27 protein-coding genes are annotated in these 23,831 nt (G+C 63.7%); 25 read left to right on the top strand and 2 right to left on the bottom strand.

Annotation, left to right across the window (positions count from 1 at the left end):
* Positions 1 to 14: 14 nt before the first annotated feature.
* The 20 genes from fliM to HDE78_RS08860 all read left to right on the top strand — a co-directional run bounded on the left by fliM (position 15) and on the right by HDE78_RS08860 (position 17,187).
* Positions 15 to 1,028 (top strand): flagellar motor switch protein FliM, encoded by a 1,014-nt coding sequence (gene fliM / locus HDE78_RS08955; RefSeq protein ID WP_179478383.1) that lies wholly within the window; start codon positions 15 to 17, stop codon positions 1,026 to 1,028.
* Complete coding sequence (gene fliN / locus HDE78_RS08950; protein ID WP_179478381.1) at positions 1,025 to 1,390, top strand: flagellar motor switch protein FliN; 366 nt, start codon at positions 1,025 to 1,027, stop codon at positions 1,388 to 1,390. Before fliM ends, fliN begins: the two co-directional genes overlap by 4 nt.
* A complete protein-coding gene (locus HDE78_RS08945) occupies positions 1,387 to 1,764 on the top strand; it encodes a flagellar biosynthetic protein FliO (protein WP_255457713.1) in 378 nt (125 codons plus the stop codon). Before fliN ends, HDE78_RS08945 begins: the two co-directional genes overlap by 4 nt.
* Positions 1,764 to 2,564, top strand: a complete 801-nt coding sequence (fliP, locus tag HDE78_RS08940) for a flagellar type III secretion system pore protein FliP (RefSeq protein WP_304624650.1) — start codon at positions 1,764 to 1,766, stop codon at positions 2,562 to 2,564. Before HDE78_RS08945 ends, fliP begins: the two co-directional genes overlap by 1 nt.
* A complete protein-coding gene (fliQ, locus tag HDE78_RS08935; protein WP_179478378.1) occupies positions 2,561 to 2,830 on the top strand; it encodes a flagellar biosynthesis protein FliQ in 270 nt (89 codons plus the stop codon). Before fliP ends, fliQ begins: the two co-directional genes overlap by 4 nt.
* Positions 2,827 to 3,597, top strand: a complete 771-nt coding sequence (fliR, locus tag HDE78_RS08930; protein WP_179478376.1) for a flagellar biosynthetic protein FliR — start codon at positions 2,827 to 2,829, stop codon at positions 3,595 to 3,597. Before fliQ ends, fliR begins: the two co-directional genes overlap by 4 nt.
* A gap of 9 nt (positions 3,598 to 3,606) precedes the next feature.
* Positions 3,607 to 4,746: a flagellar biosynthesis protein FlhB gene (gene flhB, locus HDE78_RS08925; protein ID WP_179478374.1), complete on the top strand. Its 1,140-nt coding sequence runs from the start codon at positions 3,607 to 3,609 to the stop codon at positions 4,744 to 4,746.
* A gap of 30 nt (positions 4,747 to 4,776) precedes the next feature.
* Positions 4,777 to 6,867 (top strand): flagellar biosynthesis protein FlhA, encoded by a 2,091-nt coding sequence (gene flhA, locus HDE78_RS08920; protein WP_179478372.1) that lies wholly within the window; start codon positions 4,777 to 4,779, stop codon positions 6,865 to 6,867.
* A gap of 127 nt (positions 6,868 to 6,994) precedes the next feature.
* Complete coding sequence (flhF, locus tag HDE78_RS08915; protein ID WP_179478370.1) at positions 6,995 to 8,230, top strand: flagellar biosynthesis protein FlhF; 1,236 nt, start codon at positions 6,995 to 6,997, stop codon at positions 8,228 to 8,230.
* Positions 8,227 to 9,171, top strand: a complete 945-nt coding sequence (locus HDE78_RS08910) for a MinD/ParA family protein (protein WP_179478368.1) — start codon at positions 8,227 to 8,229, stop codon at positions 9,169 to 9,171. Before flhF ends, HDE78_RS08910 begins: the two co-directional genes overlap by 4 nt.
* 2 nt (positions 9,172 to 9,173) lie before the next feature.
* Complete coding sequence (locus HDE78_RS08905; protein ID WP_179478366.1) at positions 9,174 to 9,923, top strand: RNA polymerase sigma factor FliA; 750 nt, start codon at positions 9,174 to 9,176, stop codon at positions 9,921 to 9,923.
* 197 nt (positions 9,924 to 10,120) lie between these two features.
* Positions 10,121 to 10,528 carry a chemotaxis response regulator CheY gene (locus tag HDE78_RS08900; RefSeq protein WP_179478364.1) on the top strand — a complete coding sequence of 136 codons (408 nt, stop codon included), beginning with the start codon at positions 10,121 to 10,123 and terminating at the stop codon, positions 10,526 to 10,528.
* Positions 10,525 to 11,166 carry a protein phosphatase CheZ gene (locus HDE78_RS08895; RefSeq protein WP_179478362.1) on the top strand — a complete coding sequence of 214 codons (642 nt, stop codon included), beginning with the start codon at positions 10,525 to 10,527 and terminating at the stop codon, positions 11,164 to 11,166. Before HDE78_RS08900 ends, HDE78_RS08895 begins: the two co-directional genes overlap by 4 nt.
* A 13-nt stretch (positions 11,167 to 11,179) precedes the next feature.
* On the top strand, positions 11,180 to 13,189 hold the full coding sequence (locus HDE78_RS08890; protein WP_179478360.1) for a chemotaxis protein CheA: 2,010 nt from the start codon (positions 11,180 to 11,182) through the stop codon (positions 13,187 to 13,189).
* 1 nt (position 13,190) lies between these two features.
* Complete coding sequence (locus HDE78_RS08885) at positions 13,191 to 13,931, top strand: flagellar motor protein (RefSeq protein WP_179478358.1); 741 nt, start codon at positions 13,191 to 13,193, stop codon at positions 13,929 to 13,931.
* A complete protein-coding gene (motD, locus tag HDE78_RS08880; RefSeq protein ID WP_179478356.1) occupies positions 13,928 to 14,983 on the top strand; it encodes a flagellar motor protein MotD in 1,056 nt (351 codons plus the stop codon). Before HDE78_RS08885 ends, motD begins: the two co-directional genes overlap by 4 nt.
* Before the next feature lie 3 nt (positions 14,984 to 14,986).
* Positions 14,987 to 15,772, top strand: a complete 786-nt coding sequence (locus tag HDE78_RS08875) for a ParA family protein (protein WP_179478355.1) — start codon at positions 14,987 to 14,989, stop codon at positions 15,770 to 15,772.
* The gene (locus tag HDE78_RS08870) at positions 15,769 to 16,314 is read left to right on the top strand and encodes a hypothetical protein (protein ID WP_179478353.1); all 546 of its coding nucleotides are present in this window, start codon (positions 15,769 to 15,771) and stop codon (positions 16,312 to 16,314) included. Before HDE78_RS08875 ends, HDE78_RS08870 begins: the two co-directional genes overlap by 4 nt.
* Positions 16,311 to 16,790, top strand: coding sequence for a chemotaxis protein CheW (locus tag HDE78_RS08865; RefSeq protein ID WP_179478351.1), 480 nt, complete (start codon positions 16,311 to 16,313; stop codon positions 16,788 to 16,790). The genes HDE78_RS08870 and HDE78_RS08865 overlap by 4 nt, the downstream gene beginning before the upstream one ends.
* Positions 16,780 to 17,187 carry a DUF2802 domain-containing protein gene (locus HDE78_RS08860; RefSeq protein ID WP_345776045.1) on the top strand — a complete coding sequence of 136 codons (408 nt, stop codon included), beginning with the start codon at positions 16,780 to 16,782 and terminating at the stop codon, positions 17,185 to 17,187. The genes HDE78_RS08865 and HDE78_RS08860 overlap by 11 nt, the downstream gene beginning before the upstream one ends.
* A gap of 24 nt (positions 17,188 to 17,211) precedes the next feature.
* On the opposite strand, the gene HDE78_RS08855 is transcribed toward HDE78_RS08860, so the two are convergent.
* Positions 17,212 to 17,484 (bottom strand): flagellar biosynthesis protein, encoded by a 273-nt coding sequence (locus HDE78_RS08855; RefSeq protein ID WP_179478347.1) that lies wholly within the window; start codon positions 17,482 to 17,484, stop codon positions 17,212 to 17,214.
* Complete coding sequence (locus HDE78_RS08850) at positions 17,481 to 18,623, bottom strand: flagellar hook-length control protein FliK (RefSeq protein WP_179478345.1); 1,143 nt, start codon at positions 18,621 to 18,623, stop codon at positions 17,481 to 17,483. The genes HDE78_RS08855 and HDE78_RS08850 overlap by 4 nt, the downstream gene beginning before the upstream one ends.
* A gap of 180 nt (positions 18,624 to 18,803) precedes the next feature.
* Between HDE78_RS08850 and HDE78_RS08845 the strand changes: the two genes are divergently transcribed.
* From HDE78_RS08845 to HDE78_RS08825, 5 genes are all read left to right on the top strand, one after another.
* Positions 18,804 to 19,115: an STAS domain-containing protein gene (locus HDE78_RS08845; RefSeq protein ID WP_345776044.1), complete on the top strand. Its 312-nt coding sequence runs from the start codon at positions 18,804 to 18,806 to the stop codon at positions 19,113 to 19,115.
* Positions 19,116 to 19,130: 15 nt separating this feature from the next.
* Positions 19,131 to 19,493 carry a response regulator gene (locus HDE78_RS08840; protein WP_179478341.1) on the top strand — a complete coding sequence of 121 codons (363 nt, stop codon included), beginning with the start codon at positions 19,131 to 19,133 and terminating at the stop codon, positions 19,491 to 19,493.
* Between the two features lie 12 nt (positions 19,494 to 19,505).
* Positions 19,506 to 21,497, top strand: coding sequence for a chemotaxis protein CheA (locus HDE78_RS08835; RefSeq protein ID WP_179478339.1), 1,992 nt, complete (start codon positions 19,506 to 19,508; stop codon positions 21,495 to 21,497).
* Between the two features lie 89 nt (positions 21,498 to 21,586).
* Positions 21,587 to 22,093, top strand: a complete 507-nt coding sequence (locus HDE78_RS08830; RefSeq protein WP_179478337.1) for a chemotaxis protein CheW — start codon at positions 21,587 to 21,589, stop codon at positions 22,091 to 22,093.
* Between the two features lie 12 nt (positions 22,094 to 22,105).
* Positions 22,106 to 23,830 carry a methyl-accepting chemotaxis protein gene (locus HDE78_RS08825; protein ID WP_179478335.1) on the top strand — a complete coding sequence of 575 codons (1,725 nt, stop codon included), beginning with the start codon at positions 22,106 to 22,108 and terminating at the stop codon, positions 23,828 to 23,830.
* The last annotated feature ends 1 nt before the right edge of the window (position 23,831 follow it).

Here is a 23,831-nt window from a genome sequence, read left to right as displayed (position 1 = left end):
GGGAGATCACGGCAATGAGCGATCTACTCTCACAGGAAGAAATCGATGCGCTGCTCAATGGCGTCGACGACGGCCACGTCGAAACCGCGAGCGACGTGCCGCCGGATCCGTCGGCGATCCTCGACTACGACTTCACTCAGCAAGACCGTATCGTGCGCGGCCGCCTGCCTACGCTGGAAATGGTCAACGATCGTTTCGCGCGGTTCTTTCGTACGTCGCTGTTCGGCGTGCTGCGCAAGACTTGCGAGGTCTCGGTGCTCGGTGTGCGGATGCTCAAGTTCAGCGAGTACGTGCAGGGTCTGGCCGTGCCGAGCAATCTCAACCTGATCAAGCTCAAGCCTCTGCGCGGCACCGGACTGGTAGTGATGGAGCCGCGGTTGGTGTTCACCGTGATCGACAATTTCTTCGGCGGCGATGGCCGGTATCACGCGCGCATCGAAGGCCGCGATTTCACGCCGACCGAAAACCGCGTTATCCAGATCCTGCTGGCGGAAGTTTTCACCGCGATGGTTGAAGCGTGGGCGCCGGTCATGGCGGTGCAGTTCGAATTTCTCAATTCCGAAATCAATCCGCAGTTCGCCAATATCGTCAGTCCGACCGAGACCGTGGTGGTGTCGCGCTTTCACATCGAACTCGATGGCGGTGGCGGGGAGATCCACCTCACGCTGCCCTACTCGATGGTGGAGCCGATCAGAACGATGCTCGATGCGGGTGTGCAGAGCGATCGGGTGGAGCGCGACGATCGCTGGATCAACAACCTGCACGAGGAAGTGATGGACGCCGAGTTGGAGATCAGCGCGCTGCTGCTGGAAACCCACATAAACATCGGCGAGTTTCTGTCGCTTCGCGTTGGCGACGTGATCCCGTTGAGCCTGCCCGAACTGACCACCGTATTTGCCGAAGATATCCCGATATTCCGCGGCCGTTACGGTCAGTCCGGCGGCCGGTACGCGGTGCGATTCAACTCCCAGGTACGTCGTCGCGAATTGCGACCCACCCTCGACTTTAGCGAAGAGAAAGCCCCATGAGTCAGAACATCGAGAGCGGCCCCAGCACGGGCAGTCCCCTTTCTCCCGGCGACGGGCGCGTTGAATTCGATGCCTTGAACGAGGCGCCTGGCGAAAGCGCCGAAGTGAGCCTGGACATGATTCTCGATGTGCCGGTAACGCTTGCCATGGAAGTGGGGCGTACGCGCATCAGCATCCGCAATCTGCTGCAACTCAACCAGGGCTCGGTCGTGGAACTCGATCGGGCTGCCGGTGAACCGCTGGACGTATTCGTCAACGGCATGCTGGTGGCGCATGGCGAGGTGGTGGTGATCAACGAGAAGTTCGGCATCCGTCTGACCGATGTGATCAGTCCGTCCGAACGCGTGCGCAAGCTGCGATGAGCATGTTGTCTGTCGCGTTGCCGGTCGCTGCGTCGAGCACGCCCGACATCGATGTCGGTGGCGAGCTGTTGCGCGTGGTACTGAGTCTGGCCGGGATCGTGCTGCTGATTTTCGTGGCCGGTTTGATGAGCCGCCGATTGCAGGCACGTCAGTTCACCGGTGGGCGACGTCTGCGCTGCCTGGAAACGCTATCGGTCGGCACCCGCGAACGCGTGCTGCTGCTGGAGGCCGATGGCAAGCGTCTGCTGATCGGCGTGGGTACGGGCGGCGTGCGAACGCTGCACGTCTATGACGGCGTGGCGCCAGCGGTGGCCGCCGAACCGACGCCCATGCCGAGCTTTGGCGAAGTGCTGGGCCGCTGGAGGCGTCGTTGATGAATCGACCCATGCTGCGCCTGTTGCTGTGTCTCTTGCTGGCCCTGCTGCCGCTGGCCGCTTCGGCCGCGCAGAGCGGCGCGATCGCGCCGGTGGCGCCGATCGCCCAGACGCCCTCATCGTCGGCTGGTATCCCGGTATTCACGGTGCAGAACGTCGGCGGTGGGCAGAACTGGAGTCTGTCGCTGCAGACGCTGGCGCTGATGACCGTGCTGACCATGTTGCCGGCCGTGCTGCTCATGATGACGTCGTTTACGCGCATCATCATCGTGCTGAGTTTTCTGCGTCAGGCGCTGGCGACACAATCGACGCCGCCCAATCAGGTGCTGCTCGGGCTGGCGTTGTTCCTGACCCTGTTCGTGATGTCGCCGGTCATCAACCACGCCTATCAGGATGGCGTCAAACCGTATATGGATCACCAGCTGGGTGCGGAGCAGGCGATCCCTCTGGCCGCGGCCCCGTTCAAGCATTTCATGCTGGATCAGACCCGCGACGCCGACCTGCAGCTGTTCACGCACCTGGCCAAGGAGAAACCCTACGCCAACAAGGAGGAGGTGCCGTTTCGCGTGGCGATGCCGGCATTTCTCACCAGTGAACTGAAAACCGCCTTTCAGATGGGTTTTCTGCTGTTCATTCCGTTTCTGATCATCGATCTGGTCGTGGCCAGCGTGCTGATGTCGATGGGTATGGCGATGGTCTCGCCAGCGATCATCTCGCTGCCGTTCAAGATCATGCTGTTCGTGCTGGTCGACGGCTGGTCCCTGCTGATCGGAACGCTTGCCGGGAGTTTCTACACATGACGCCGGAATGGGTACTGCAGTTTGGTCAGCACTCGCTTTATGTGGCGATACTTGTCGCTGCGCCGATGCTGCTTACGGCGCTGGCCGTGGGTCTGCTGGTGGGTATTATCCAGGCCGCCACGCAGATCAACGAGATGACCTTGAGCTTCATTCCCAAGCTGATGGCGATGGCGCTGGTCGGGCTGATTGCCGGTCCATGGATGCTGCGTACGCTGGTGCAATTCACCCACCAGCTGATCGTCGGCCTGCCCGACGCCATCAAATGAACAGCGTGGAGCTGGCCACGGTGATGAGCTGGCTCAACGGCATGTTGTGGGCGCTCGGTCGCGTGGGCGGCTTTTGCCTGGTGGCGCCGATCTTCGGTGCCACCGTGCTGCCGACGCGAATCCGCGTGGCGACCGTGGTTCTGCTGACCTTCGTGCTGGCGCCCTTGTCGCCGGTCCAGCGCGATATGTTCAGCGCTGCCGGCGTGGCCACGATCGCCAGTCAGATGCTGATCGGCGGCAGCGTCGGCTTTGTGCTGCAGCTGGTGTTTCAGGCGGTCTCCTACGGCGGCATCCTGGTCGGCCAAAGCATGGGCCTGGGCTTTGCCGAACTGATCAATCCCACTTCCGGCGGCAGCGTGCCTGTGCTGGGTCAGTTCTACCTGCTGCTGGTCACCTTGCTGTTTCTGGCGATGAATGGCCATTTGCAGGTCATCGCCTTGCTCGCCGACAGTTTTCGGACGCTGCCGCCGGGTGTGTCGGGGCTCAGCAACAATGCCTTGTTCGCGGTGCTAGCTGCCGGTGGCGACCTTTTTGCGGGCGCCTTTCGCGTGGCCTTGCCGGCGATGACCGCGCTGCTGCTGGTGAATATCGGCTTTGCCGCGATCAGCCGTTCGGCGCCGTCGATGAATCTTTTCGCGGTCGGTTTTCCGATCAGCATCTGCATGGGCTTCATCGCGCTGTGGCTGGCCATGCGCGGTCTGGCCAGCTCGTACGGCGCGTTGCAGAGCGCTGCGTCGGCGCTGATGCGTCAGCTGCTCGGCGGCTGAGGCGCGCGTATGGCCGAGCAGGAAAACGAAGACCGCACCGAACAGGCCTCGGAAAAACGCCTGCAGGATGCGCGCGACAAAGGCGAGGTTCCGCGTTCGCGCGATCTGGGCGGCGCCATGATCGTGCTGGCGGGAGTCACCGCACTGCTGGCCAACGGCCAGCCGATGTATCGCCATGCCCGGCAGATCTACCGGCTGGGCATGAGCTATCCGCGCGAGGCGCTGTTCACCGATAAGTTGCCGCTGCGCGTGTTGTCCGCGGCGGGACATGAGGCCATAGCGCTGCTGCTGCCCGTGCTGATGGCGACCGTGCTTGGCACCCTGGCCGCTCCGATCCTGATCGGTGGTCTGAGCTTCAGCGCGCAGGCGCTGCAGCCGAAGTTCGATCGACTCGATCCGATCGCCGGCATCGGCCGGCTGTTTTCCATGAACGGTCTGGTCGAGTTGGGCAAGTCGCTGCTGAAACTCGGCTTTATCGGCGGGGCGCTGGTCTTGCTGCTGCGACATGCCGAGTCCGCCGTGCTGGCGACCGGCACCGGCTCGGTGCGTGCCGGTATCGGCGAAATGCTCAAGCTGTTGGGACAAGCCGGACTGACGTTCGGCCTGGTGCTCGGTTTTATCGGTGGCATCGATGCACTCTGGCAGCGCTTCGATTACAACCGTCGTCATCGCATGACCAAGCAGGAAGTGCGCGACGAGCATAAAGACAGCGACGGCAGCCCGGAACTGAAGAATCGCATTCGGCAGGTGGCGCAGCAGCTCTCACGCCGCCGCATGATGCAGGAGTTGCCCAAGGCCGATGTCGTGGTGGTGAACCCGACCCACTTTGCGGTGGCGCTGAAATACGACGACAGCCGCATGCGCGCGCCGCGCGTGATCGCCAGGGGCGCCGACGTGCTGGCCCAGCAGATTCGTCTGGTGGCTGCAGCGCATCGCATCCCTCTGGTCGAAGCGCCGCCGCTGGCGCGGGCCTTGTATGCCACCACCCAGCTTGGCCAGGAGATTCCTTCGGCGCTGTACGTCGCGGTCGCGCAGATTCTTGCCTACGTCTATCAGCTGCGGCAGGCGACCGAACACGGCGACCCCATTCCGCCGCCGCCGCGACCCGAGGTCGATCCAGACTTGCAGGGCCGTTACCGCGAACCGTAACAACGCAGCACACCACCAGGGCAGCATGGCATGGCCACGACAAGCGCATTCGAAACATTCAAGCAGGTGAGCCGCCGCGGCGTCGGTGCGCCGGTGGTGATGCTGGCGATGCTGGCGATGCTGATGCTGCCGCTGCCGCCGTTCATTCTGGACATGCTTTTCAGCTTCAACATCGCGCTGTCGCTGGTCATTCTGCTGGCGGTCGTCTACGTGATGCGGCCACTCGAGTTTGCCGCGTTTCCGACGGTGGTGCTGATGGCGACACTGCTGCGGCTGGCGCTCAACATCGCCTCGACCCGCGTGGTGCTGCTGCACGGTCACGATGGTCCCGGCGCGGCAGGCAAGGTGATCGAGGCCTTCGGCGAGTTCGTGATCGGCGGGAATTTCGCGGTCGGTCTGGTGGTGTTCGCGATCCTCACCATCATCAACTTCGTGGTGATCACCAAAGGCGCCACGCGCGTGTCGGAAGTGACTGCACGCTTCACTCTGGACTCGATGCCCGGCAAGCAGATGGCGATCGACGCCGATCTCAACGCCGGCCTGTTGACCCAGGATCAGGCGCGCGATCGCCGGCAGGAGGTGCGCGAAGAAGCGGATTTCTACGGTTCGATGGACGGTGCGTCGAAATTCGTTCGCGGCGATGCCACGGCGGGCATTCTGATCCTGCTGATCAATATCGTCGGCGGCTTTTTCGTCGGCATCATGCAGCACGGTCTTTCCGCTGGCGAAGCGGCGCGTACGTATACGCTGCTGACCATCGGCGACGGTCTGGTGGCCCAGGTGCCGTCGCTGATGCTGTCGGTCGCCACGGCGGTCATCGTCACGCGCGTTTCCAAGTCGCAGGACATGGGCAAGCAGGTGATCGGCCAGGTGTTCGCACAGCCGCGCGCGCTGGCCGTGGCCGGCGTAGTGCTGCTGGTGATGGGGCTGATTCCCGGCATGCCGAATATCGCCTTCCTCATCCTGGCATCGGCATGCGGAGCCGCCGCCTGGATGATGAAGCGCCGCGACGCGGAAGCGAAAGCCGGCGTGGCCAAGGCCGCGGCCGAGGCGCTGCCGGCACCGCTGCCGGCCGAACGGCTCGAATTGGGTTGGGAGGATGTTGCCAGTGTGGACCCGGTCGGCCTGGAAGTCGGCTACAGATTGATTCCGCTGGTCGACAAGAATCAGGGCGGCGAGCTGATGGGCCGGATCAAGTCGGTGCGCCGCAAACTGTCGCAGGAGCTCGGCTTTCTGGTTTCTGCGGTCCATATTCGCGACAACCTGGATCTGGCTCCCAACACCTACCGGATCACCTTGATGGGTGTGCCGATGGGCGAGGCCGAGGTGTATACCGAGCGCTACATGGCGATCAACCCGGGCCGCGTCCATGGCACCCTGCAAGGCTTGACCACACGCGATCCGGCCTTCGGGCTGGAGGCGGTGTGGATCGAAGGCAGCCAGCGCGACCACGCGCAAAGCCTGGGTTATACGGTGGTCGACCCGGCCACGGTGATCGCGACCCACTTGTCGCATTTGCTGCAGAACCATGCGCACGAATTGCTCAGTCATCAGGATGTCCAGCAGTTGCTGGACCGCCTCGCCACGAGCGCGCCAAAGCTGGTGGAAGATCTCGTGCCCAAGCGGCTCGCGCTGGGTGTCGTGGTCAAGGTGCTGCAGAACCTGCTGGCGGAGCGGGTACCGATCCGCAACATGCGCAGCATCGTCGAGTCTTTGGCGGAGCACGCCGGGCAGAGTCAGGATCCCGGCACCTTGACGGCATCGGTACGCGTTGCGCTGGGTCGGCAGATCGTCCAGGAAATCGCCGGTTTGGGTACCGAAATTCCGGTGCTGACGCTGGCACCGGAGTTGGAACAGATTTTGCTCAGCTCTCTTTCGAGCAGCGGCGTCGGCGGTGCGGCGGTGGAACCGGGCCTGGCCGACCGTTTGCAGCAGACAGTGGCCGAGGCCGCCCAGCGTCAGGAAGTGAGTGGCGAACCGGCCGTGTTGTTGGTTCAACCGCAGCTCCGACCGTGGTTGGCCAGGTTCACTCGGCATGTGGCGCAGAACCTGCATGTGCTTGCCTATAACGAGGTGCCGGACAACCGCCGAGTCAGGCTGGTCCAGGCCCTGGGGCGTTGAGGGACGAGGTCGAACGATGGGTAACGGAGCGCGGCATGAAGTTTGAAAAAATCACGTTGAAGGCGCGAGTCGATCCATCGGCATTCGACGTTCTTAAGGCATCGCAAAGGCTGCGCCGGAGCCGTCCATGAAGATCAAGCGATTTCTTGCCGCGGACATGCGCCAGGCGATGCGTGAGGTGCGCGCGGATCAAGGCGCCGATGCGGTGATTCTTTCTACTCGCCGACTCGACGATGGCATCGAGATCATCGCGGCCATCGACTACGACGAAACGCTGGTTCGTGAGGCCGCACGGCACGGTGCACCGATGCCTGAATCCGTCGCCGGTCCCGCGACGGCCGAACGTCGTGCGCAGGTTTCGCCGCCGCCGATGCCGGTACCGCCGAGCGAACTGTCCACGCTGCAGCCGATCGTCGAACAAAACGTGCTCGAGGCGGCGCGCATGCGCGCTGAGCTGGGCGGCCTGCGCGAGTTGCTCGAACAGCAGTTGTCGAGCCTGGCCTGGAATGACATGGAGCGCCGTCGCCCGATGCGTGCGCGCGTGCTGCGCGACATGACACGCCTGGGTATCGAAACGGATGTGGCGCGGCAGTTGATCGAAGAATTGCCCGAGCAGCTGAGCGCCGATCAGGCGCGCTATTTGCCCCTGGGTCTGCTCAGCCGCAACCTGAAAGTCAGCGGCCGCGATCTGGCTGAGACCGGTGGCATTACCGCGTTGGTCGGGCCTACCGGCGTGGGCAAGACCACCACCGTCGCCAAACTCGCCGCGCGCGCGGTCATGCGCCACGGTCCGGGCAAGGTCGCGCTCATCAGCACCGATCATTACCGTATCGGGGCCGCGGCGCAGCTGGAACACTATGGGCGCCTGCTCGGCGTGCGCGTCTATTCGGCGCACGACGCCGCCAGCCTGACTAGGGCGCTGGACAGTCTGAGCGAGCATCACACCGTGCTGATCGACACCGCTGGCGTTGCCGGCAGCGACCCGCGTCTTGAACAGCAGCAGGAGGTATTGCGCCAGGCCAACGGCGACGGTCGCTTGCGTACCTGTCTGGTGCTGGCGGCGAACGCGCAGGCGTCGTCGCTGGACGATTCGGTGCGCGCCTACCTTCCGCTGCAGCCGCAGGCGTGCATCGTGACCAAGCTGGACGAAGCGCCGAGCCTGGGCGGCGTGCTGTCGGTGCTGATTCGTCACCGTCTGCCGCTGGACTGCACGACGGACGGCCAGCGTGTGCCCGAAGACATCAGCGCCGCCGATGCGCGCGTGCTGGTGTGCCGGGCCGCGCAGGTTCAGCGGCGCCTCGCTCCGGCTGTCGACGATGTGGAAATGGCCGAGCGATTCGGTCTGGCGGTGGCAAGTCTATGAACGGGGCTATTCCGGTGGATCAAGCTTGGGGTTTGCAGAATCTGTTTGCGGCACCGCCGTCGCCGCGGCCGCGCGATGCGGAAGTGCTGCATCAGGCATCCAGTCTTCGCGCGATGACGCCACCGCGGCGCCCGACACGAACGCTGACCGTAGCGGCCGGCAAGGGCGGCGTGGGCAAGACGACCGTGGCGGTCAATCTGGCCATGGCGATGTCGATGGCCGGTCGCGACGTGATGCTGCTCGATGCCGATATGAGCGTCGCCAACGTCGATGTGCAGCTGGGCCTGACGCCGTTGCGGCACGTGGGACATATGCTTGAAGGCAACTGCTCGCTGCAGGACCTGATCATCCCGGGGCCGCATGGGCTGAAAGTGGTGCCGGGCGGCTCGGGTGCACGCCAGCTGGCGCAGATGTGCAACGGCGAGCACGCGGCCGTGATCCGCGCCTTCGACGATCTGATCGTTCCGCCGGAGTACCTGGTGGTGGACACCGCCGCCGGCGTATCGGACGACGTGATGATGTTTGCGGCGGCGGCCGACGATGTGCTGGTCGTGGTGTGCGACGAACCGGCCTCGCTCACCGATGCGTACGCGTTGATCAAATTGCTCAGCCGGGATTTCGGCGTGCGGCGATTCCATATTGTCACCAACATGGTCCGGCACGCGGGCGAGGCGAGGCTTCTTTACGAGAAACTGGCTCGCGTCAGTGAGCGCTTCCTCGATGTGGCGCTCAGTTTGATGGGCGTCGTACCGCATGACGAGCGGCTGCGACAGGCGATCAAGCGCCAGGGTGCGGTAGTCGATCTGTGGCCATCCAGTCGTTCAGCCATGGGATTTAAGCAAATGGCCAGTGCGGTCGATACATGGAAAGAGCCCGTGTATCCGGATCTTGGTCGGATCGCCTTTTTCAGCGGTCAGAACGCTTCGGCAGCGGGGTGGTGAGGATGAGTGTCGCTTCGGAATACCTACAGCTACAGCGTGCGGAAGCCGATCAGCTGGTCAGGCAGCATGCGCCGCTTGTGCGTCGCATCGCCTACCACTTGATGGGGCGTCTGCCGCCCAGCGTGGATGTGGGCGATCTGGTGCAGGCCGGCATGATCGGCTTGCTGGAGGCCGCGCGCAATTTCGCCACCGATCGCTCCGCGAGCTTCGAAACCTATGCGGGTATACGAATCCGCGGCGCGATGCTCGACGAATTGCGGCGCACCGACTGGACCCCGCGATCGGTGCATCGCAAGGCCCGGGAAGTCGCCGAGGTGGTACGCAAGATAGAGAACGAGACGGGCGCAGATGCCGACGCTGCCGAGGTGATGCGGCGATTGGGCATGAGCGTCGAGGAGTATCACCAGGTGTTGGCCGATGCTGCCGGTGCCCGCTTGCTGAGCCTTACGGCGCCTGACGATGGCGACGGTGGCGAAGGCAGCGGCGCGATGGACATCGTCGACCAGAGCGGTCTGAGTCCGCAGGAGCGGATCGAGCGCAGCGGGATGCGCACGGCGCTGGCCAAGGCAATCACTACCCTGCCTGACCGCGAGCAGCTGGTGATGTCGTTGTATTACGAGCAGGAGTTGAATTTGAAGGAGATCGGTTTGGTACTGGGTGTGACCGAGTCGCGCGTGTGTCAGATCCATGGGCAGGCGCTGATCAGACTGCGTTCGCGGATGGGCGCATGGTGCGACGACGCCAGCCCGTAATGCGCCGATCAGCGCCGCTTGAATGAGGGACGTGGGAAAGAACGACGGTTGACGCGCGGCGCATGGCAAACAAAGTGGTGTGTTGGATTCGGTATCGCCTCAGGACCGACTGGTCTGTGCAGTGCCGATATCCACCGCAGGTCGTGGATTTTATGTGCTGCCTCAGTCGCCCTGGACAGGGCTAGTGGAGAGAGTGTTTGGACAAGAATATGAAAATCCTGGTGGTCGATGATTTTTCCACCATGCGCCGAATCGTTCGCAACCTCCTGGTGGAGCTCGGTTTCAGCAATCCGCTGATCCAGGAGGCCGACGATGGCGAGAATGCGCTTGCCCTAATGCGGACAACGGCATTCGACATGGTCGTCACCGACTGGAACATGCCCAACATGACTGGCATCGACCTGCTGCGCGCGATTCGCGCCGAACCCAAGTGGAAAGGATTACCGGTACTCATGGTGACCGCGGAAAACAATCGCGAGCAGATCATCGCCGCCGCTCAGGCAGGCGTGAACGGTTATATCGTCAAACCTTTCACGGCCATTACGCTTCGTGAAAAGTTGGAAAAAATCTTCGAACGGCTGGCCGCCGCAGGAGCCACGGCATGAGCGCGATCCAGTCCGACGTCATCGAAAACCTGCCGCCCGAAGTGCTGGCCTTGCTCAACAGCGAGGATGGGCTTGCCTTCGAGCAGGCGCTGGACAGGATCGTGCGAGAGCGCGAACAGCATTTGTTCCGTGCGCTGGGCCGGCTTGCCCGCGATCTTCATGGCGCCATGCGCCGCCTCGGTGGCGAGCTGACGTTCGAAGGTGTGCCGGAAAGCATGGCAGACGCACGCAAACATCTGGTGGAAGTGCTCGACATGAGCGCGAAGGCCGCCCATCGCAGTCTCGACTTCGCCGACCGCATGCGCCCGGAAGCAGTGGCGCTGTCGGCCAATGCCGCCGAAGTGCTCGACTTCGCCAAAGGCACGACCGACCCGGCCGCAGTACTGGCTCACCAGGCCATCGCCTTTGCCGAAAAATGCGGCGAAGGGCTGGATGACATGGTGATGGCGCAGTCCTGGCAGGACTTGTCCGGGCAGCGCATCAAGAAAGTGGTCAGCTTCATCGAATCGGTCGAAACCTCGCTGCTCGAGCTGGTGCGCCTGACCGGTTCCCTGGCATCGGGCGACAAGCCCGAGGCCGTGGCCAAAGTTTCCAGCCAGGACGAAGCCGATCGCCTGCTCAGCGAGTTCGGATTCTAAGGGACGCCAGCTGATGGATCCCACGCTCGACCGTGAACTACGCGACGATTTTCTGGTGGAGGCCGGCGAATTGATATTGCGGCTGGGCGAGCAGCTGATCCAGCTGGAAACCGCGCCGCTGGACCGGGAACTACTGAACGCGGTATTCCGCGTTTTCCACACGGTCAAGGGCGGCGCCGGGTTTCTGGCGATCGAACCGATGGTGCAATTGTGTCATTGCGCGGAAGAATTGCTCAACGAGGCGCGCAACGGTGCCGTGGTGCTCGGTTCGGCGCAGATGGATGCCCTGCTCGAAGCGCTGGACCAGCTCAACGGCATGATGGATGCGCTGAACGCATCGACGCCGTTGACGCCCCCGCCGATTTCGCTGCTGGATCGTTTGCGACCCGTCGCCGCGAAGCCGGACATCGGCAGCGCCCGGGTCGTGAAAGGCAGCATCCACACCGATACGGTCGAAGAGGCTTTCGAGCGCATGCTGGATCAGTTGAGCGAATCCCCATCGGCTACGGCGAGTGCGTCCGACGCGAATATCACCGAGAGCGAGTTCGAAGCGCTGCTGGACAGTCTTTACGGTACGGGCGGTGCGCCTGGGGCGGATGCTGCCGAGGTGCCGATGGCACCGGCGGCAAAAAGCAACGTGCCGTCCTCTGGCGCTGGCGTGATCGAGGCGGACGAATTCGAAGCGCTGCTCGACCAATTGCACGGAAAAGGCGTGGCGCCCGGTGTGACCGAAACGGCGGCTGCCGACCCCATGCCGGAGCCTGTTGCCACGGCGATGGTAGAGCCTCTCCCGACGGCCGCGGCCGCAAGCGCCTCGACCGCGGCGCCAGCCAAGCCGACGGCCGCCGCGGAAACCACTGTGCGCGTGGACACCGCCAAGCTCGATACGCTGCTCAATCGTGCCGGCGAGCTGGTGCTGGCGCGCAATCGGCTGTTGACCCTGGCTTCGCGCATCGACAGCGAGCCGCTGAGCGTGGCCGCCGGCGAGCTCGATCGGATTTCCAACGAGCTGCAAACCGCCGTGCTCGGCATGCGGATGCAGCCGGTGGGCCGACTGTTTCAGCGCTTTCCTCGGATCGTGCGCGACCTCGCGCGACAGCTGGGCAAAGAGATCGAACTGATCCAGGAAGGCGAGGACACGGATCTCGACCGCAGTCTGGTCGAGGCCTTGGCCGATCCGCTGGTTCATCTGCTGCGCAATGCGGTCGACCACGGTCTGGAGACGCCATCGGAGCGCGAGCGGGCCGGCAAGCCGCGCAAGGGCAGCGTGCGCCTGGCGGCGAGCCAGCGCGGCGAGCGCATCGTCATTTCGGTCAGCGACGACGGCCGCGGCATGGACCCGGAGGTGCTGCGACGCAAGGCGGTGGAGAAAGGCGTGATCGATGCCGCGCAGGCGGCGCATCTGTCCGAGGTCGAATGCTATGAATTGATTTTCCGCCCCGGTTTCAGCACGGCCGCCACGATTTCGGATATTTCCGGTCGCGGCGTGGGCATGGACGTGGTCAAGACGCGCGTGGCCGAGCTAGGCGGCACGTTGCAGGTTCGTTCGCGTCTGGGTCATGGCAGCACGCTGGAGCTGACGGTGCCGCTGACACTGGCGATCCTGCGTGTGCTGATGGTGCGCGTGGGCGACCGCTTGTTCGCGCTGCCGCTGGGCAACGTCAGCGAGGTCTTCGAGCTGAACGCGGCGCAGGACCATGCGCTGGACGGTCGTCGCGTCGTCGCCCATCGCGGTCGTGCCCTGGTGCTCGGCGACCTCGCCGGCTGGGCCGGGATCGACGATGACGCGGGCGGCCATGTGGTGGTGCTGCACGTCGGTCATCTGCATCTGGGCTGTCTGGTGCACGAGGTCATCGGTCGCGAAGACGTGATGGTCAAGCCGCTGGGGCCGCTGTTCGACGGCGTGCCCGGCGTGGCCGGCGCCACCGTGACCGGCGACGGTCAGCTCGCCCTGGTGCTCGATCTGGCGGTGCTGGCCGGGGACGGTGATCGACTGCTCCCCTCGCTGAAGGTCTCCGCCTGACATGGATCTGATCAGCATCATCGGCACCATTCTGGCGTTCGCCGTACTCATCGTGGGCGCCATCCTCAAAGGTACCGACGTATCGGCGCTTTGGAATCCGGCCGCCTTCACCATCGTTTTTGGCGGCACCATCGCGGCGATAATGCTGCACACGCAGGGGCGCGTGCTCAAGCAGGCGATGGGCATGCTGATCATGGTGTACAAGCCGCCGATGCTGCAGCCGGAAAATCTGATCAGCCGGGTGGTCGGCTGGAGCGAAATTTCCCGCCGCCAGGGCCTGCTCGGCCTCGAGCCGCAGATCGACGCCGAGTCCGACCCGTTCATTCGAAAGGGCATGCAGATGCTGGTCGACGGCAACGAACCGGAGGCCATTCGTAGCGTGCTGGAAGTCGAACTGGAAACGCGCGAACACGCGGATCTGAATGCCGCGAAAGTCTATGAAAATGCGGGAATCTATTCGCCCACGATGGGCATCATCGGCGCCGTGCTGGGCCTGATGGCGGTCATGCGCGATCTCACCGATCCTAACAAGCTCGGTCACGGCATCGCTGCGGCCTTCGTTGCGACGATCTACGGCATCAGTCTGGCCAACCTGCTGCTGCTGCCGATCGGTTCGCGCCTGAAGGCGCTGATCAACAAACAGACCCAGGTGCGAGAGATCGTCATCGAGGGACTCGTGTCGATCGCGCAGGGCGACAACCCTCGCCAGATAGAAAGCAAGCTGCAGGGCTATCTCGCATGAGACGCAAAAAAAAACACGAAGAGCACGTCAACACCGAAGCCTGGGTGATTCCCTATGCGGACCTGCTGACCCTGCTGCTTGCGCTGTTCGTGGTTTTGTATGCCATGTCGAGTGTCAACACGAGCAAATACAGAGCGCTGGCGCAGTCGATCTCCGAAGCCTTCAACGGCACGCGGCAGGTGATTCGGCCGGTGCCGTCGGGCAATTTGCCGGCGAGCGCCTCGATGCAGGCCACCGTACCGTCACCCATACCCAGCGCACCGTTGGCGCGCATTCCGCCGCCGGTACCGACGCGTGCCATGCTCGTTCCGATCAAGCCGCAGGCGCAGGCAAGCCAAGACAAACCCGGTAACGATCGACAAGATCTGGAGCGCATCCGCAGCCAGGTCGAACACGCGTTGCAGCCGCTGATCGACAAAAACATGGTGGTCGTCAGGCGCACCAACAACTGGCTGGAAATCGAAATCCGCACAGATATCCTGTTTCCCAGTGGGGTGGCAACGCTATCGCCATCGGCCAATCAGATCCTCGCCAATCTCGGCCAGATCCTTGCGCCTTTTGCCAACCCGCTGAGGGTCGAGGGCTATACCGACGATGTGCCGATCAATACGGCGCTGTATCCGTCCAACTGGGAATTGTCCGCTGCGCGCGCAGCGAGCGTGGCGCGGCTGTTCGCCGATCATGGCGTAGAGCCGGATCGACTCGGGATTGTCGGCTGGGGCCAATACCATCCGTCGGCGGACAACCTCAGCCAGGACGGCCGCAATCGCAATCGCCGTGTCTTGGTCGTCGTGTTGAGCAATCCCGAGGCGCCGACACGCTTTTACAGCCACAGCGATCAGATCAATCACACGGCGGATACCGATCCCAACGTGCCCGATGGCCGATCATCGGTTCCGATCGCCACTTCACCGCCGATAACCGCGCCCACCGCGGTGCAAGCCTCCGCTTTGTCTCCTACCGTGATGCCGCCAGCTATAGCGCCACCGCTCGTCATCGCCGGCGCAGATAGACCGGCCATGGCGACGGCGCATCTGGACGCCAAGGACTGACGCGTGGATATCTGGGCTATCGCCAATCAAAAGGGTGGGGTGGGCAAGACCACCACGACTGCCACGCTGGGCGCTTTGCTTGCGGAAGAGGGCATGCGCGTGCTGCTGGTGGATCTGGACCCGCACGCATCGTTGAGCGGGTATTTCTCACTGGAAGACCTCAGCGGCATGGGCAGCGTGTATGAGCTCTTCCGCCAACATCATCCGCCCACGATCGCCAGCCTGGCGCGGAGTACCGGACACAGTGGTCTGTGGCTGCTGCCGGCGGCGGCACCGATGGCCACGCTGGATCGTCAACTGGCCGCACACAAGGGAACCGGAAGGATTCTCGCCAATGCGCTGACCATGCTCAACAATGTATACGACTACGTGCTGCTCGACTGTCCGCCCACGCTCGGCCTGCTGATGATCAACGCGCTGGCCGCGGCGCAGCGGTTGTTGATGCCGACGCAGACCGAGGCACTTGCTCTGGACGGACTCGAGCGCATGCTGCGCAGTATGCAAATGATCGAGCGTTCGATGGGGCGCGTGCTGCCGCATTGGATCGTGCCGACCATGTACGACCTCGGCGCAGCGCACAGCCGGGTCTCACTGATGAGCTTGCGTGAGCGCTATCGGCACACGGTGACTCGACAGGTGATTGCAGTCGATCCGCAGATTTGCGAGGCAGCCGAGCACGGTCAGCCGCTGACGTGCTGGCCGGCGGCCCGGCAAAGCACCGAAAGTTACCGCGCTCTCCTGCACGAACTGCTTGCGGCCGGACGAACTTTCACGGAAGCCTCGGCATGAATGGCGACACGCTACCCGCATTCCAGGCGGTCGACGATTATCTGGACGACCTGCTCAGCGACGCGCCGTCACCGCTGCCTGCCGCCGCCGTGGAGCGGGACTCGTCATGGCCGCCGTCGACCAGCGGTTACCTCATATGCACCGCAGCCGGTGTCGTGGTCGCCATACCGATGAACCAAGTCGCCGACATCCTGCCGGCGTCTTCCGTTGAAGGCGATAAGGTGCAGGCCGACGACGGTGAAACCCGTCGATCCGTACGCGTTGTCGACCTCGCGCGCATTCTTGCCGACCATCTGCATGAGCCTGCGGCCGATATGCTGGTCGTGCTCCACGGCTGGCGCTGGGCTCTGGCCTGTCGCAGCACCGAAGAGGAAACCTCGCGCATCGCCAGTGCGGATATCGACTGGCGGGTGGCGCGCCCCGAACGCCGTCATCGCCCATGGCTTGGCGGTATGTGCAAGAACGGCCGCCGCGCGGTGCTTGATGTCGTGGCACTTCTGGATATGCTGGATCGCGACCACCGAGGTAATCCAAGCGTATGAGTCATCCCTACCATGCCGACACGATCGCGCGGCAGCCTTGGCTGGCGTTTCAGTTGGCCGGGCAGCATTACGCCGCACCGTTGAGTCACGTCAGTGAAGTCATTCACGATCATGCTCCCACGCCGGTGCCGGGCGCAGCAGACGATCTGCTGGGTATCTGCCAGTTGCGCGGCAACATCGTGCCGCTGATCGACGGCCGCCGCCGCCTCGGCCTGGATGCCGCGCCAACGGGCGATGCCGAGTCCGTGCGCATCGTGGTGTTTGCCTATGAAGGCCATCGGGTGGGTTTGCGAGTGGATGCGGTCGGCGACATCCTGCGACCGACGGCCGAGGCGATCGATGCCCCGCCGCCGAATCGATCGAAACACGACGACGATCCGGTACAGGCCGTGCTCGCCTGGCAAGGGCACTTTGTGGCGCTCCTCGATGTACCCCGACTGTGTCGGCTGGCCCCGGATTTGCACCGTGTGGCTTGAGGCAGCGTTGCTGATTTTGCTGGTGCTGTTGCAAGCCGGTTCTTTTGCGCTGCTCTGGTATCAGGGGCGCCGGTTGCGGCGCGATCTGATCACGCAGGCCAACAACGTGCCGGCCCTGTTGACGACCAGCACCCTCGGTAAGATCGAGCATCGGCTGGACGCTCTGGATGAACGCCTGCGGCGAATCGATGAGCGCAGCCGAAGCGTCACCCGCACCTTACCGCTCACTCCTGCGCCTGCGCCGACCGGCCCCGTCCAGCATGCCGTCATGCACAACTACGAATTGGCCCAGCAGTTGGCCCGGGAAGGCAGCGCGCTGGAGGTTCTGATGGAGCGTTGCGGCCTGTCGCGCAACGAAGCGGAGCTGGTTCAACGTCTCTACGCCGACCGTAGCTGACGGCGGACCCAGCCATACCGAGTCTTAGCCTTCGGTGGATGCGGCATACACGCTCGCCAGCACTGCTGCCGCCGCGTTATAGAGCAGCGGCGGCACGTCCTTGCTCATGCGCAGCGAGGTCAGCAAGGCGGCGATCTGGCCGTCATGGTGCAAGGGCAAACCCAGCGCGCGGGCGCGCTCGAGCAATGTCTCCAGTTCATCCGCATTGAGGCTTGGCGGTATCGGTGATGCCTCGGTGCCGCTGGACAGGCGAAGCACGACCTTGCGTTGCGGCGACGGTAGCAGCGGCTGATTCATGCGGTGGCCTTGAGAAACACGGCGCTGCGGCTGGCTTCTGCCTGAGGCAGGCCGGTCTGGCAGCTCAACTGATCCAGGCTCAGGCCGCTGACGGCGAGCGCCGCACGCAGGTTGTCGAACTGCTGCTCCAGCCGCGCGGTGCTCTCGCGCAGCAGGGCCCACAGTCGAACGGACAGATGCAGGCCGCGCAGCACGAGTTCGCCCTGGACCGGACCCAGCGACGGCAGATCGAGAGCGAAGCCGAGCGTCCAGTGCTGGCGTTGTTCGCTGTCGCCGTCGTGCTGCTCCAGCCTTATCTGAAGAACGTCGGCACCTTGCTCACCCTGCACCGGAATCTCGATCATCCAGGCCGGTACTTTGCTGGCCTCCAGTTGCGCCACTTCCAGCCTGGCCAGCGCGGCCTGTACATCGGTGCGCAGCCGCGGGAGGAAACTGGCGGCCTCGCTGTTGTCGGCCAGTTCGGGCGGCAGGGTCAGACGGCCTTGTGGCGTCATCCCGCGCGACTGCAGCGGCGGTGCGACGCTGCCGGCGCTATCGTCGCGCAGCGCGGGTTGATTGTTCAAAGCGTCGAGCAAGCGCAGCAGGGCACCCTTCCAGTCGCCCTGGCCGGCGCTCGCCTCATCGCCACCAGGTTGGACGAGCTGCGATTCCAGAAACAGCCCGCTGCGTTCGATCGCGCGACGCAGTCCATCGCCGGTGGCCAATTCGTCCGTCGTGCTCATGCTGTGTTCGAGCAGCGCCAGCGCATTGCGCACATAGGTGGGAAGCTGACGCAGCACCGGCCATTGTGCCAATGCGGAAACCGTGGCCAAGAGCGGAGCGTAGCCGTTCTGCTGCGGCAGTCGCTCGCGCATGGCCTGATTGACGCTGGTATCCGCAGCGGCTTGCGCCCCGATGATCTCCAGCAGCGGCTGCGGCCCCAGGCTCAGCACCCGAACCTGAAACTGCGACGGTAGCTGAGTGCCGGGCGCCTCGGCTTCGACGGTCAGCGCGCCGATTTGCAAGACGAGCAAACCCTGGTCGTTGAAACCCAGTGGACGCGCGGACAGCACGTTGCCCATGCGCCAACCTTCGGCGCTGGCACCGGCAGCGGCACCGAGCCAGGTAAGTGCGGCGACGCTAGTTGGTTGAATGATCACGCGCGGCTCCTCCGCCAGTGATCGCGTCAAGTTTCTTCTCCCCGCGATCGTCAGGAAATATCGGCCGATTTAGCAAGAACTTGAGTTTGGTCGCCGGCCATGCGCGTGGATCGATCCTAAAGCTGTGGCCGTGCCGGCCGATAAGTCCAACGCACAGACATATTCGGCGAGGTTAAGCGCGTGGGCAAGAGCAGTAGAAGCGGTGCGGCAGACTGTCCGACGGCGACGATCGAACTACCCGCCGATTGCCGTATGGCGGAACTCCCGGCGCTGCGCGAGCAGTGCCTGGCCATGCCGTCGAGCACGCTCGATGCGGCGGCTGTGACGCGTGTCGACACGGCGGCGTTGCAGCTGCTGGTGGCGGTTCATCGCGATGCGCAGACGCGTGGCGAGCATGTCGCCTGGGCCAACGTGAGCGCGCCGCTGCGCGAGGCGGCAGAACGGCTTGGCCTGACCCAGGCCCTGGTATTACCGGCTGCGATGCCAGCCTGAACTTGAGGAAAGACGATGGCAAAGATTCTTGCGGTAGACGATTCGGCTTCGATGCGCGGCATGGTGGCATTTACCCTGCGTGGGGCCGGACATGAGGTGAGCGAGGCGGAGAACGGGCAGCTTGCGCTGGATGCGGCGCGCGGCGCGCGCTTCGATCTGGTGCTGGCCGACGTCAATATGCCGGTGATGGACGGCCTCAGCATGGTGCGGGAGTTACGCACGCAGCCTGACTACAAGGGCGTGCCGATCCTGATGCTGACGACCGAATCGACGCCTGAAAAGAAAATGGAAGGCAAGGCCGCCGGCGCGACTGGCTGGCTGGTCAAACCGTTCGATCCCGAGCAGCTGCTGGCGACCGTTCGTCGCGTTCTCGGCTGAGCGGAGAACGCCATGAGCATGGTCAGTCTGGAGCAGTTCCACCAAGTCTTCTTTGAAGAAAGCCTGGAAGGTCTCGAGGCCATGGAAGCGTCGCTGCTCGCGCTGGATCAGGGCGCCGTCGATGCGGAGCTGATACACCGCATTTTTCGCGCGGCGCATTCGATCAAAGGGGGGGCGGCAACCTTCGGCTTTCCGGATATGGCCGCGTTCACCCATGAGGCCGAATCGCTGCTCGACGAGTTGCGCGACGATCGACGGGCGATCGACGGGCCGATCATCGAACTGCTGCTGCGCACGGTGGATTGTCTGCGCGGCATGTTCGATCGCGCCCAGACCGGGCAGCCGCTGGCCAATGCGGAAAGTGACGATCTTCGCCGGCAATTGGCAGCGGCCGTCGGCCGCACCGCTTCGGCCGTGCCGGGACCAACCGCTGCCGCCGCGTCGACGGCCAATGGATGGATCATCGAGTTTCGGCCGCACGCCGGCATGCTGGCCGGTGGCAACGATCCCCTGCGCCTGTTCGGCGAACTGGCCGAATTGGGCTCGCTGTCGGTCGAAGCGCAGCTCGATCGCGTGCCCGCACTGAACGCACTCGAGCCGTCCGAATGTTATCTGGGCTGGCGTCTCGAGCTGACCGGCACGGCGGGCCGGGACGCCATTGCGGCGGTGTTCGACTGGGTCGAGGGCGAATGCGATCTGCGCATCGAACCCATGAGCGCGACGGTGAGTTCGGTCGAGCCGACGCTGCCGGCCAAAGATATCGATGTGGCACCCGCGCCAACGATGCCGAGCGGCGCGCCGAAAAATACGCCGGCCAGCAGCAACGATGCCGGCTCGGTTCGCGTCGGCATCGACAAGATCGACAGCCTGATCGACCTCGTCGGCGAATTGGTGATTACGCAGGCGATGCTCGATCAGTTCCGCGAAGATTTCGATTCCACGCGACTCGCGCTGCTGCAGCAAGGCCTGGCGCAGCTGGCCCGACACACCCGCACGCTGCAGGAAAGCGTGATGGGTATACGCATGCTGCCGATCGGCTCGGTCTTCAACCGCTTTCCGCGACTGGTGCGCGATCTGAGCCAAAAACTGGGCAAGCAGGTGAAGCTGGACATGGTGGGCGAGCACACCGAGCTGGACAAAACCGTGCTCGAAAAAATCGGCGACCCGCTGGTGCATCTGGTGCGCAACGCCATCGATCACGGCTTGGAAACGCCGGAAAAACGCCGCGCGGCTGGCAAGCAGGAAAGCGGTACGCTGCGACTGGAGGCGTTTCACCGCGGCGGTTCGATCGTGGTGGAAATCGTCGACGATGGTGCCGGTCTCAACCGCGACGCCATCGTGACCAAAGCCATGCAGAAAGGTCTGATTTCGTCCGCTGACAATCTGTCCGACGATGCTGTCAACGAGCTGATTTTTCAGCCCGGCTTTTCCACGGCAGCCACCACCACCGATTTGTCGGGACGTGGCGTGGGCATGGACGTGGTACGCCGCAACGTGGTGGATCTGGGCGGCAGCGTCGCCATCGCGAGTCGTCCGGGCCACGGTACGACCTTCACCATCACGCTGCCGCTGACGCTGGCCATCATCGACGGTTTGAGCGCGGCGGTAGGCGAGGAGTGCTACATCGTGCCGCTGGTATCGATCGTCGAATCGGTACAGCTGAAAGCGGATGCCGTGCGCAGCGTGATCGGCGGCGGTGAACTGTTCCGCTTTCGCGACGCCTACCTGCCGATCGTTCGTCTGCATGAGCATTTCGGTTGCGTCGGTGCAAAACAGCAGATCGAGGATGGTCTGGTGATCGTGGTCGAAGCGGACGGCGGTCGGGTAGGCCTGTTCATCGACGGCCTGATCGGCCAACAGCAGGCGGTGGTCAAGTCGCTCGAGGCTAACTATCGCCGCATCGAAGGTATTTCCGGCGCGACCATTCTGGCCGATGGATCGGTGGCATTGATCATCGATGTCGCCGGACTGGCGCGCATGCAGTCCCGACGTCGAGCGGCGTAATACGCGCCGATCTACCGATCCCCGCTCAAGCCCGCTTCGTACCGGTCGATACATTACCCAGCGCCTGACCTTTGTTATCTGGAATGCCCATGAGTCAGTCAATTTCCGACACCAATATCACTACGCAGTACCTCACCGTCAATCTTGCCGAGGAGGAATACGGCATCGACATCCTGGCCGTGCGCGAGATCCGCGGCTGGACGCCGGTGACACGCATCCCGCAGGCTCCGCAGTACGTGCTGGGCGTGCTCAATTTGCGCGGTGCGATCGTGCCGGTGCTCGATCTGCGGCTGCGCTTCGGCCTGAGTCGCGAGGCATACAACGCCACCACGGTGACGGTGATCATCACGGTCGCCAGCAGGCTGTTCGGCATCGTCGTCGATGCGGTATCCGATGTGCTCGACATTGAAGACACGCACCTGCGTCCTGTACCCGACATGGGCACGGCGGTCGACACCGAATACCTGAAGGGTCTGACCTCGATCGGCGAGCGGATGGTCTTGCTGCTCGACGCCGACAAATTATTGCAGCCGCAGGACGTGCAGCTACTGGATACCGCGCTTAACGCGGTTGGCGATGTGAAGGCTGTGGCCTGATTGGAGTTAAGAATGAGAATGCCCTCGTTTCTACTGAAGTTTTCCCTGCGTAGCGTGCGTGCGCGCCTCTACGGGCTGGTTGCCTTGCTCAGCTTTATGCTGCTGGCCGGCGCGGCCATCGGCCTCGGATCGATGGCGCGACAGAACGACGGCACGCGACAGATCTACGAAGGTGAGATGGCGCCGACGCTGATGGTGGCCCACATAGGGACCAGCGCGCTGCAGTGTTTCATCGCGCTTGGTGAGGCCGCTAACCTGGTCGGCAAGCCGGAGCAGATTAAGCAGAAGCTGACGGATTACGATCGTCTCGAGAACGAAGGGACCGACCTGATGAAGCGGTTCTCGCTGCAGCCGAAGAGTCCGGCGGTGGCCGCGGCATTAAAGGAGTATGAATCCACCGACAAGGACATGGCCCAAGCCAAGAGCGATGTTGTCGATGCGCTGAAGCAGAACGACCCGTCGGCGCAGGATTTGCTGCAGATGGAGATGCGCCCGCTGGTGATGCAGCGTCAGCAGGCGCTGGCGAAGCTGATGGAAGCGCAGCGCGTTGAAGCCGCGGCGATTTTCCAGGCGCAGGTGAGCAGCTATCAGCGTGTCCGCATGATCACCATGGCCGCTCTGCTGATCGGTCTGCTGTTTGCGCTGGTGAGCTCGGTCATCCTGGTGCGTTCCATTGTCAATACGTTGAACTACGCGACCAGGCTGGCCGGTGAAATAGCCGAGGGCAAGCTCGGGCACGATATCCAGGTGCGCGGTACCGACGAGCTGTCGCGTCTGCTGGCCGGCCTGCGTGCCATGGACATGCGCCTGGTGGATATTGTTAACGACGTCCGTCACGGTTCCGATGAAGTCAGCACGGCGGCGCAGCAGATCGCTCGCGGCAATGACGATCTCAGCCAGCGCACGCAGGAGCAGGCGTCGAGCCTCGAGGAAACGGCGTCGTCGATGGAGGAGATGACCTCCACCGTCAAGCAGAACGCCGAAAACGCCAGTCACGCCAATCAGCTCGCACGCGGTGCCCGCGAACAGGCCGAGCGGGGCGGTGAGGTGGTATCGCAGGCGGTCACCGCCATGCGCGAGATCAACAGTTCCAGCCGCAAGATTTCCGACATCGTGAGCCTGATCGACGAGATCGCTTTCCAGACCAACCTGCTCGCGCTCAACGCGGCCGTGGAAGCCGCTCGCGCCGGCGAACAGGGTCGTGGCTTTGCGGTAGTGGCCACCGAGGTACGCAACCTGGCACAGCGCAGCGCCAGCGCCGCCAAGGAAATCAAGCTGCTGATCAACGACAGCGCCGACAAGGTGCACACCGGCACAGCGCTAGTGGATCAGTCAGGCAAGGCGCTCGCGGAGATTGTCGACAGCGTGAAGAAAGTGACCGACATCGTTGCCGAGATCGCCGCGGCGAGCCAGGAACAGTCGGCCGGTATCGACCAGGTCAACAACGCCGTGTCGCAGATGGATGAAATGACACAGCAGAACGCCGCACTGGTGGAGGAGGCGTCGGCCGCCGCGCGTGCCATGCACGAGCAGGCGAGCGAACTGACGCGTCAGGTCGGCTTCTTCCGGGTTGTGGGCGATAACGACGCGGCTGCAGTCGCCCCGCGCGTGGAGAGCAAGGTGGCTGAGATCGAAACTCAGGCGGTATTCGCGGCCGTGCGCAAGACAGCCGCACCCCGTGCCCAAGCGCCGCGCGCCGCGGAAACCGCCGACAGCGGAGCATGGAAGGAGTTCTGAA

It is taken from the genome of Rhodanobacter sp. K2T2, from assembly GCF_013408815.1.
In the GTDB taxonomy this organism is placed as follows: domain Bacteria; phylum Pseudomonadota; class Gammaproteobacteria; order Xanthomonadales; family Rhodanobacteraceae; genus Rhodanobacter.
The sequence above is the reverse complement of the archived record's forward strand: the minus strand, read 5'-3'. Positions and strand labels throughout refer to the sequence as shown.

Bases quoted from the DNA above. Each gene is read 5' to 3' on its own strand.
- fliQ (WP_179478378.1), top strand. From the start codon at position 2,561: ATGACGCCGGAATGGGTACTGCAGTTTGGTCAGCACTCGCTTTATGTG.
- HDE78_RS08835 (WP_179478339.1), top strand. From the start codon at position 19,506: ATGAGCATGGTCAGTCTGGAGCAGTTCCACCAAGTCTTCTTTGAAGAA.
- HDE78_RS08890 (WP_179478360.1), top strand. From the start codon at position 11,180: ATGGATCCCACGCTCGACCGTGAACTACGCGACGATTTTCTGGTGGAG.
- motD (WP_179478356.1), top strand. From the start codon at position 13,928: ATGAGACGCAAAAAAAAACACGAAGAGCACGTCAACACCGAAGCCTGG.
- HDE78_RS08840 (WP_179478341.1), top strand. From the start codon at position 19,131: ATGGCAAAGATTCTTGCGGTAGACGATTCGGCTTCGATGCGCGGCATG.
- flhA (WP_179478372.1), top strand. From the start codon at position 4,777: ATGGCCACGACAAGCGCATTCGAAACATTCAAGCAGGTGAGCCGCCGC.
- HDE78_RS08855 (WP_179478347.1), bottom strand. From the start codon at position 17,484: ATGAATCAGCCGCTGCTACCGTCGCCGCAACGCAAGGTCGTGCTTCGC.
- flhB (WP_179478374.1), top strand. From the start codon at position 3,607: ATGGCCGAGCAGGAAAACGAAGACCGCACCGAACAGGCCTCGGAAAAA.
- HDE78_RS08895 (WP_179478362.1), top strand. From the start codon at position 10,525: ATGAGCGCGATCCAGTCCGACGTCATCGAAAACCTGCCGCCCGAAGTG.
- HDE78_RS08870 (WP_179478353.1), top strand. From the start codon at position 15,769: ATGAATGGCGACACGCTACCCGCATTCCAGGCGGTCGACGATTATCTG.
- HDE78_RS08830 (WP_179478337.1), top strand. From the start codon at position 21,587: ATGAGTCAGTCAATTTCCGACACCAATATCACTACGCAGTACCTCACC.
- HDE78_RS08885 (WP_179478358.1), top strand. From the start codon at position 13,191: ATGGATCTGATCAGCATCATCGGCACCATTCTGGCGTTCGCCGTACTC.
- HDE78_RS08865 (WP_179478351.1), top strand. From the start codon at position 16,311: ATGAGTCATCCCTACCATGCCGACACGATCGCGCGGCAGCCTTGGCTG.
- HDE78_RS08825 (WP_179478335.1), top strand. From the start codon at position 22,106: ATGAGAATGCCCTCGTTTCTACTGAAGTTTTCCCTGCGTAGCGTGCGT.
- HDE78_RS08905 (WP_179478366.1), top strand. From the start codon at position 9,174: ATGAGTGTCGCTTCGGAATACCTACAGCTACAGCGTGCGGAAGCCGAT.
- flhF (WP_179478370.1), top strand. From the start codon at position 6,995: ATGAAGATCAAGCGATTTCTTGCCGCGGACATGCGCCAGGCGATGCGT.
- HDE78_RS08945 (WP_255457713.1), top strand. From the start codon at position 1,387: ATGAGCATGTTGTCTGTCGCGTTGCCGGTCGCTGCGTCGAGCACGCCC.
- HDE78_RS08910 (WP_179478368.1), top strand. From the start codon at position 8,227: ATGAACGGGGCTATTCCGGTGGATCAAGCTTGGGGTTTGCAGAATCTG.
- fliN (WP_179478381.1), top strand. From the start codon at position 1,025: ATGAGTCAGAACATCGAGAGCGGCCCCAGCACGGGCAGTCCCCTTTCT.
- fliM (WP_179478383.1), top strand. From the start codon at position 15: ATGAGCGATCTACTCTCACAGGAAGAAATCGATGCGCTGCTCAATGGC.
- fliR (WP_179478376.1), top strand. From the start codon at position 2,827: ATGAACAGCGTGGAGCTGGCCACGGTGATGAGCTGGCTCAACGGCATG.
- fliP (WP_304624650.1), top strand. From the start codon at position 1,764: ATGAATCGACCCATGCTGCGCCTGTTGCTGTGTCTCTTGCTGGCCCTG.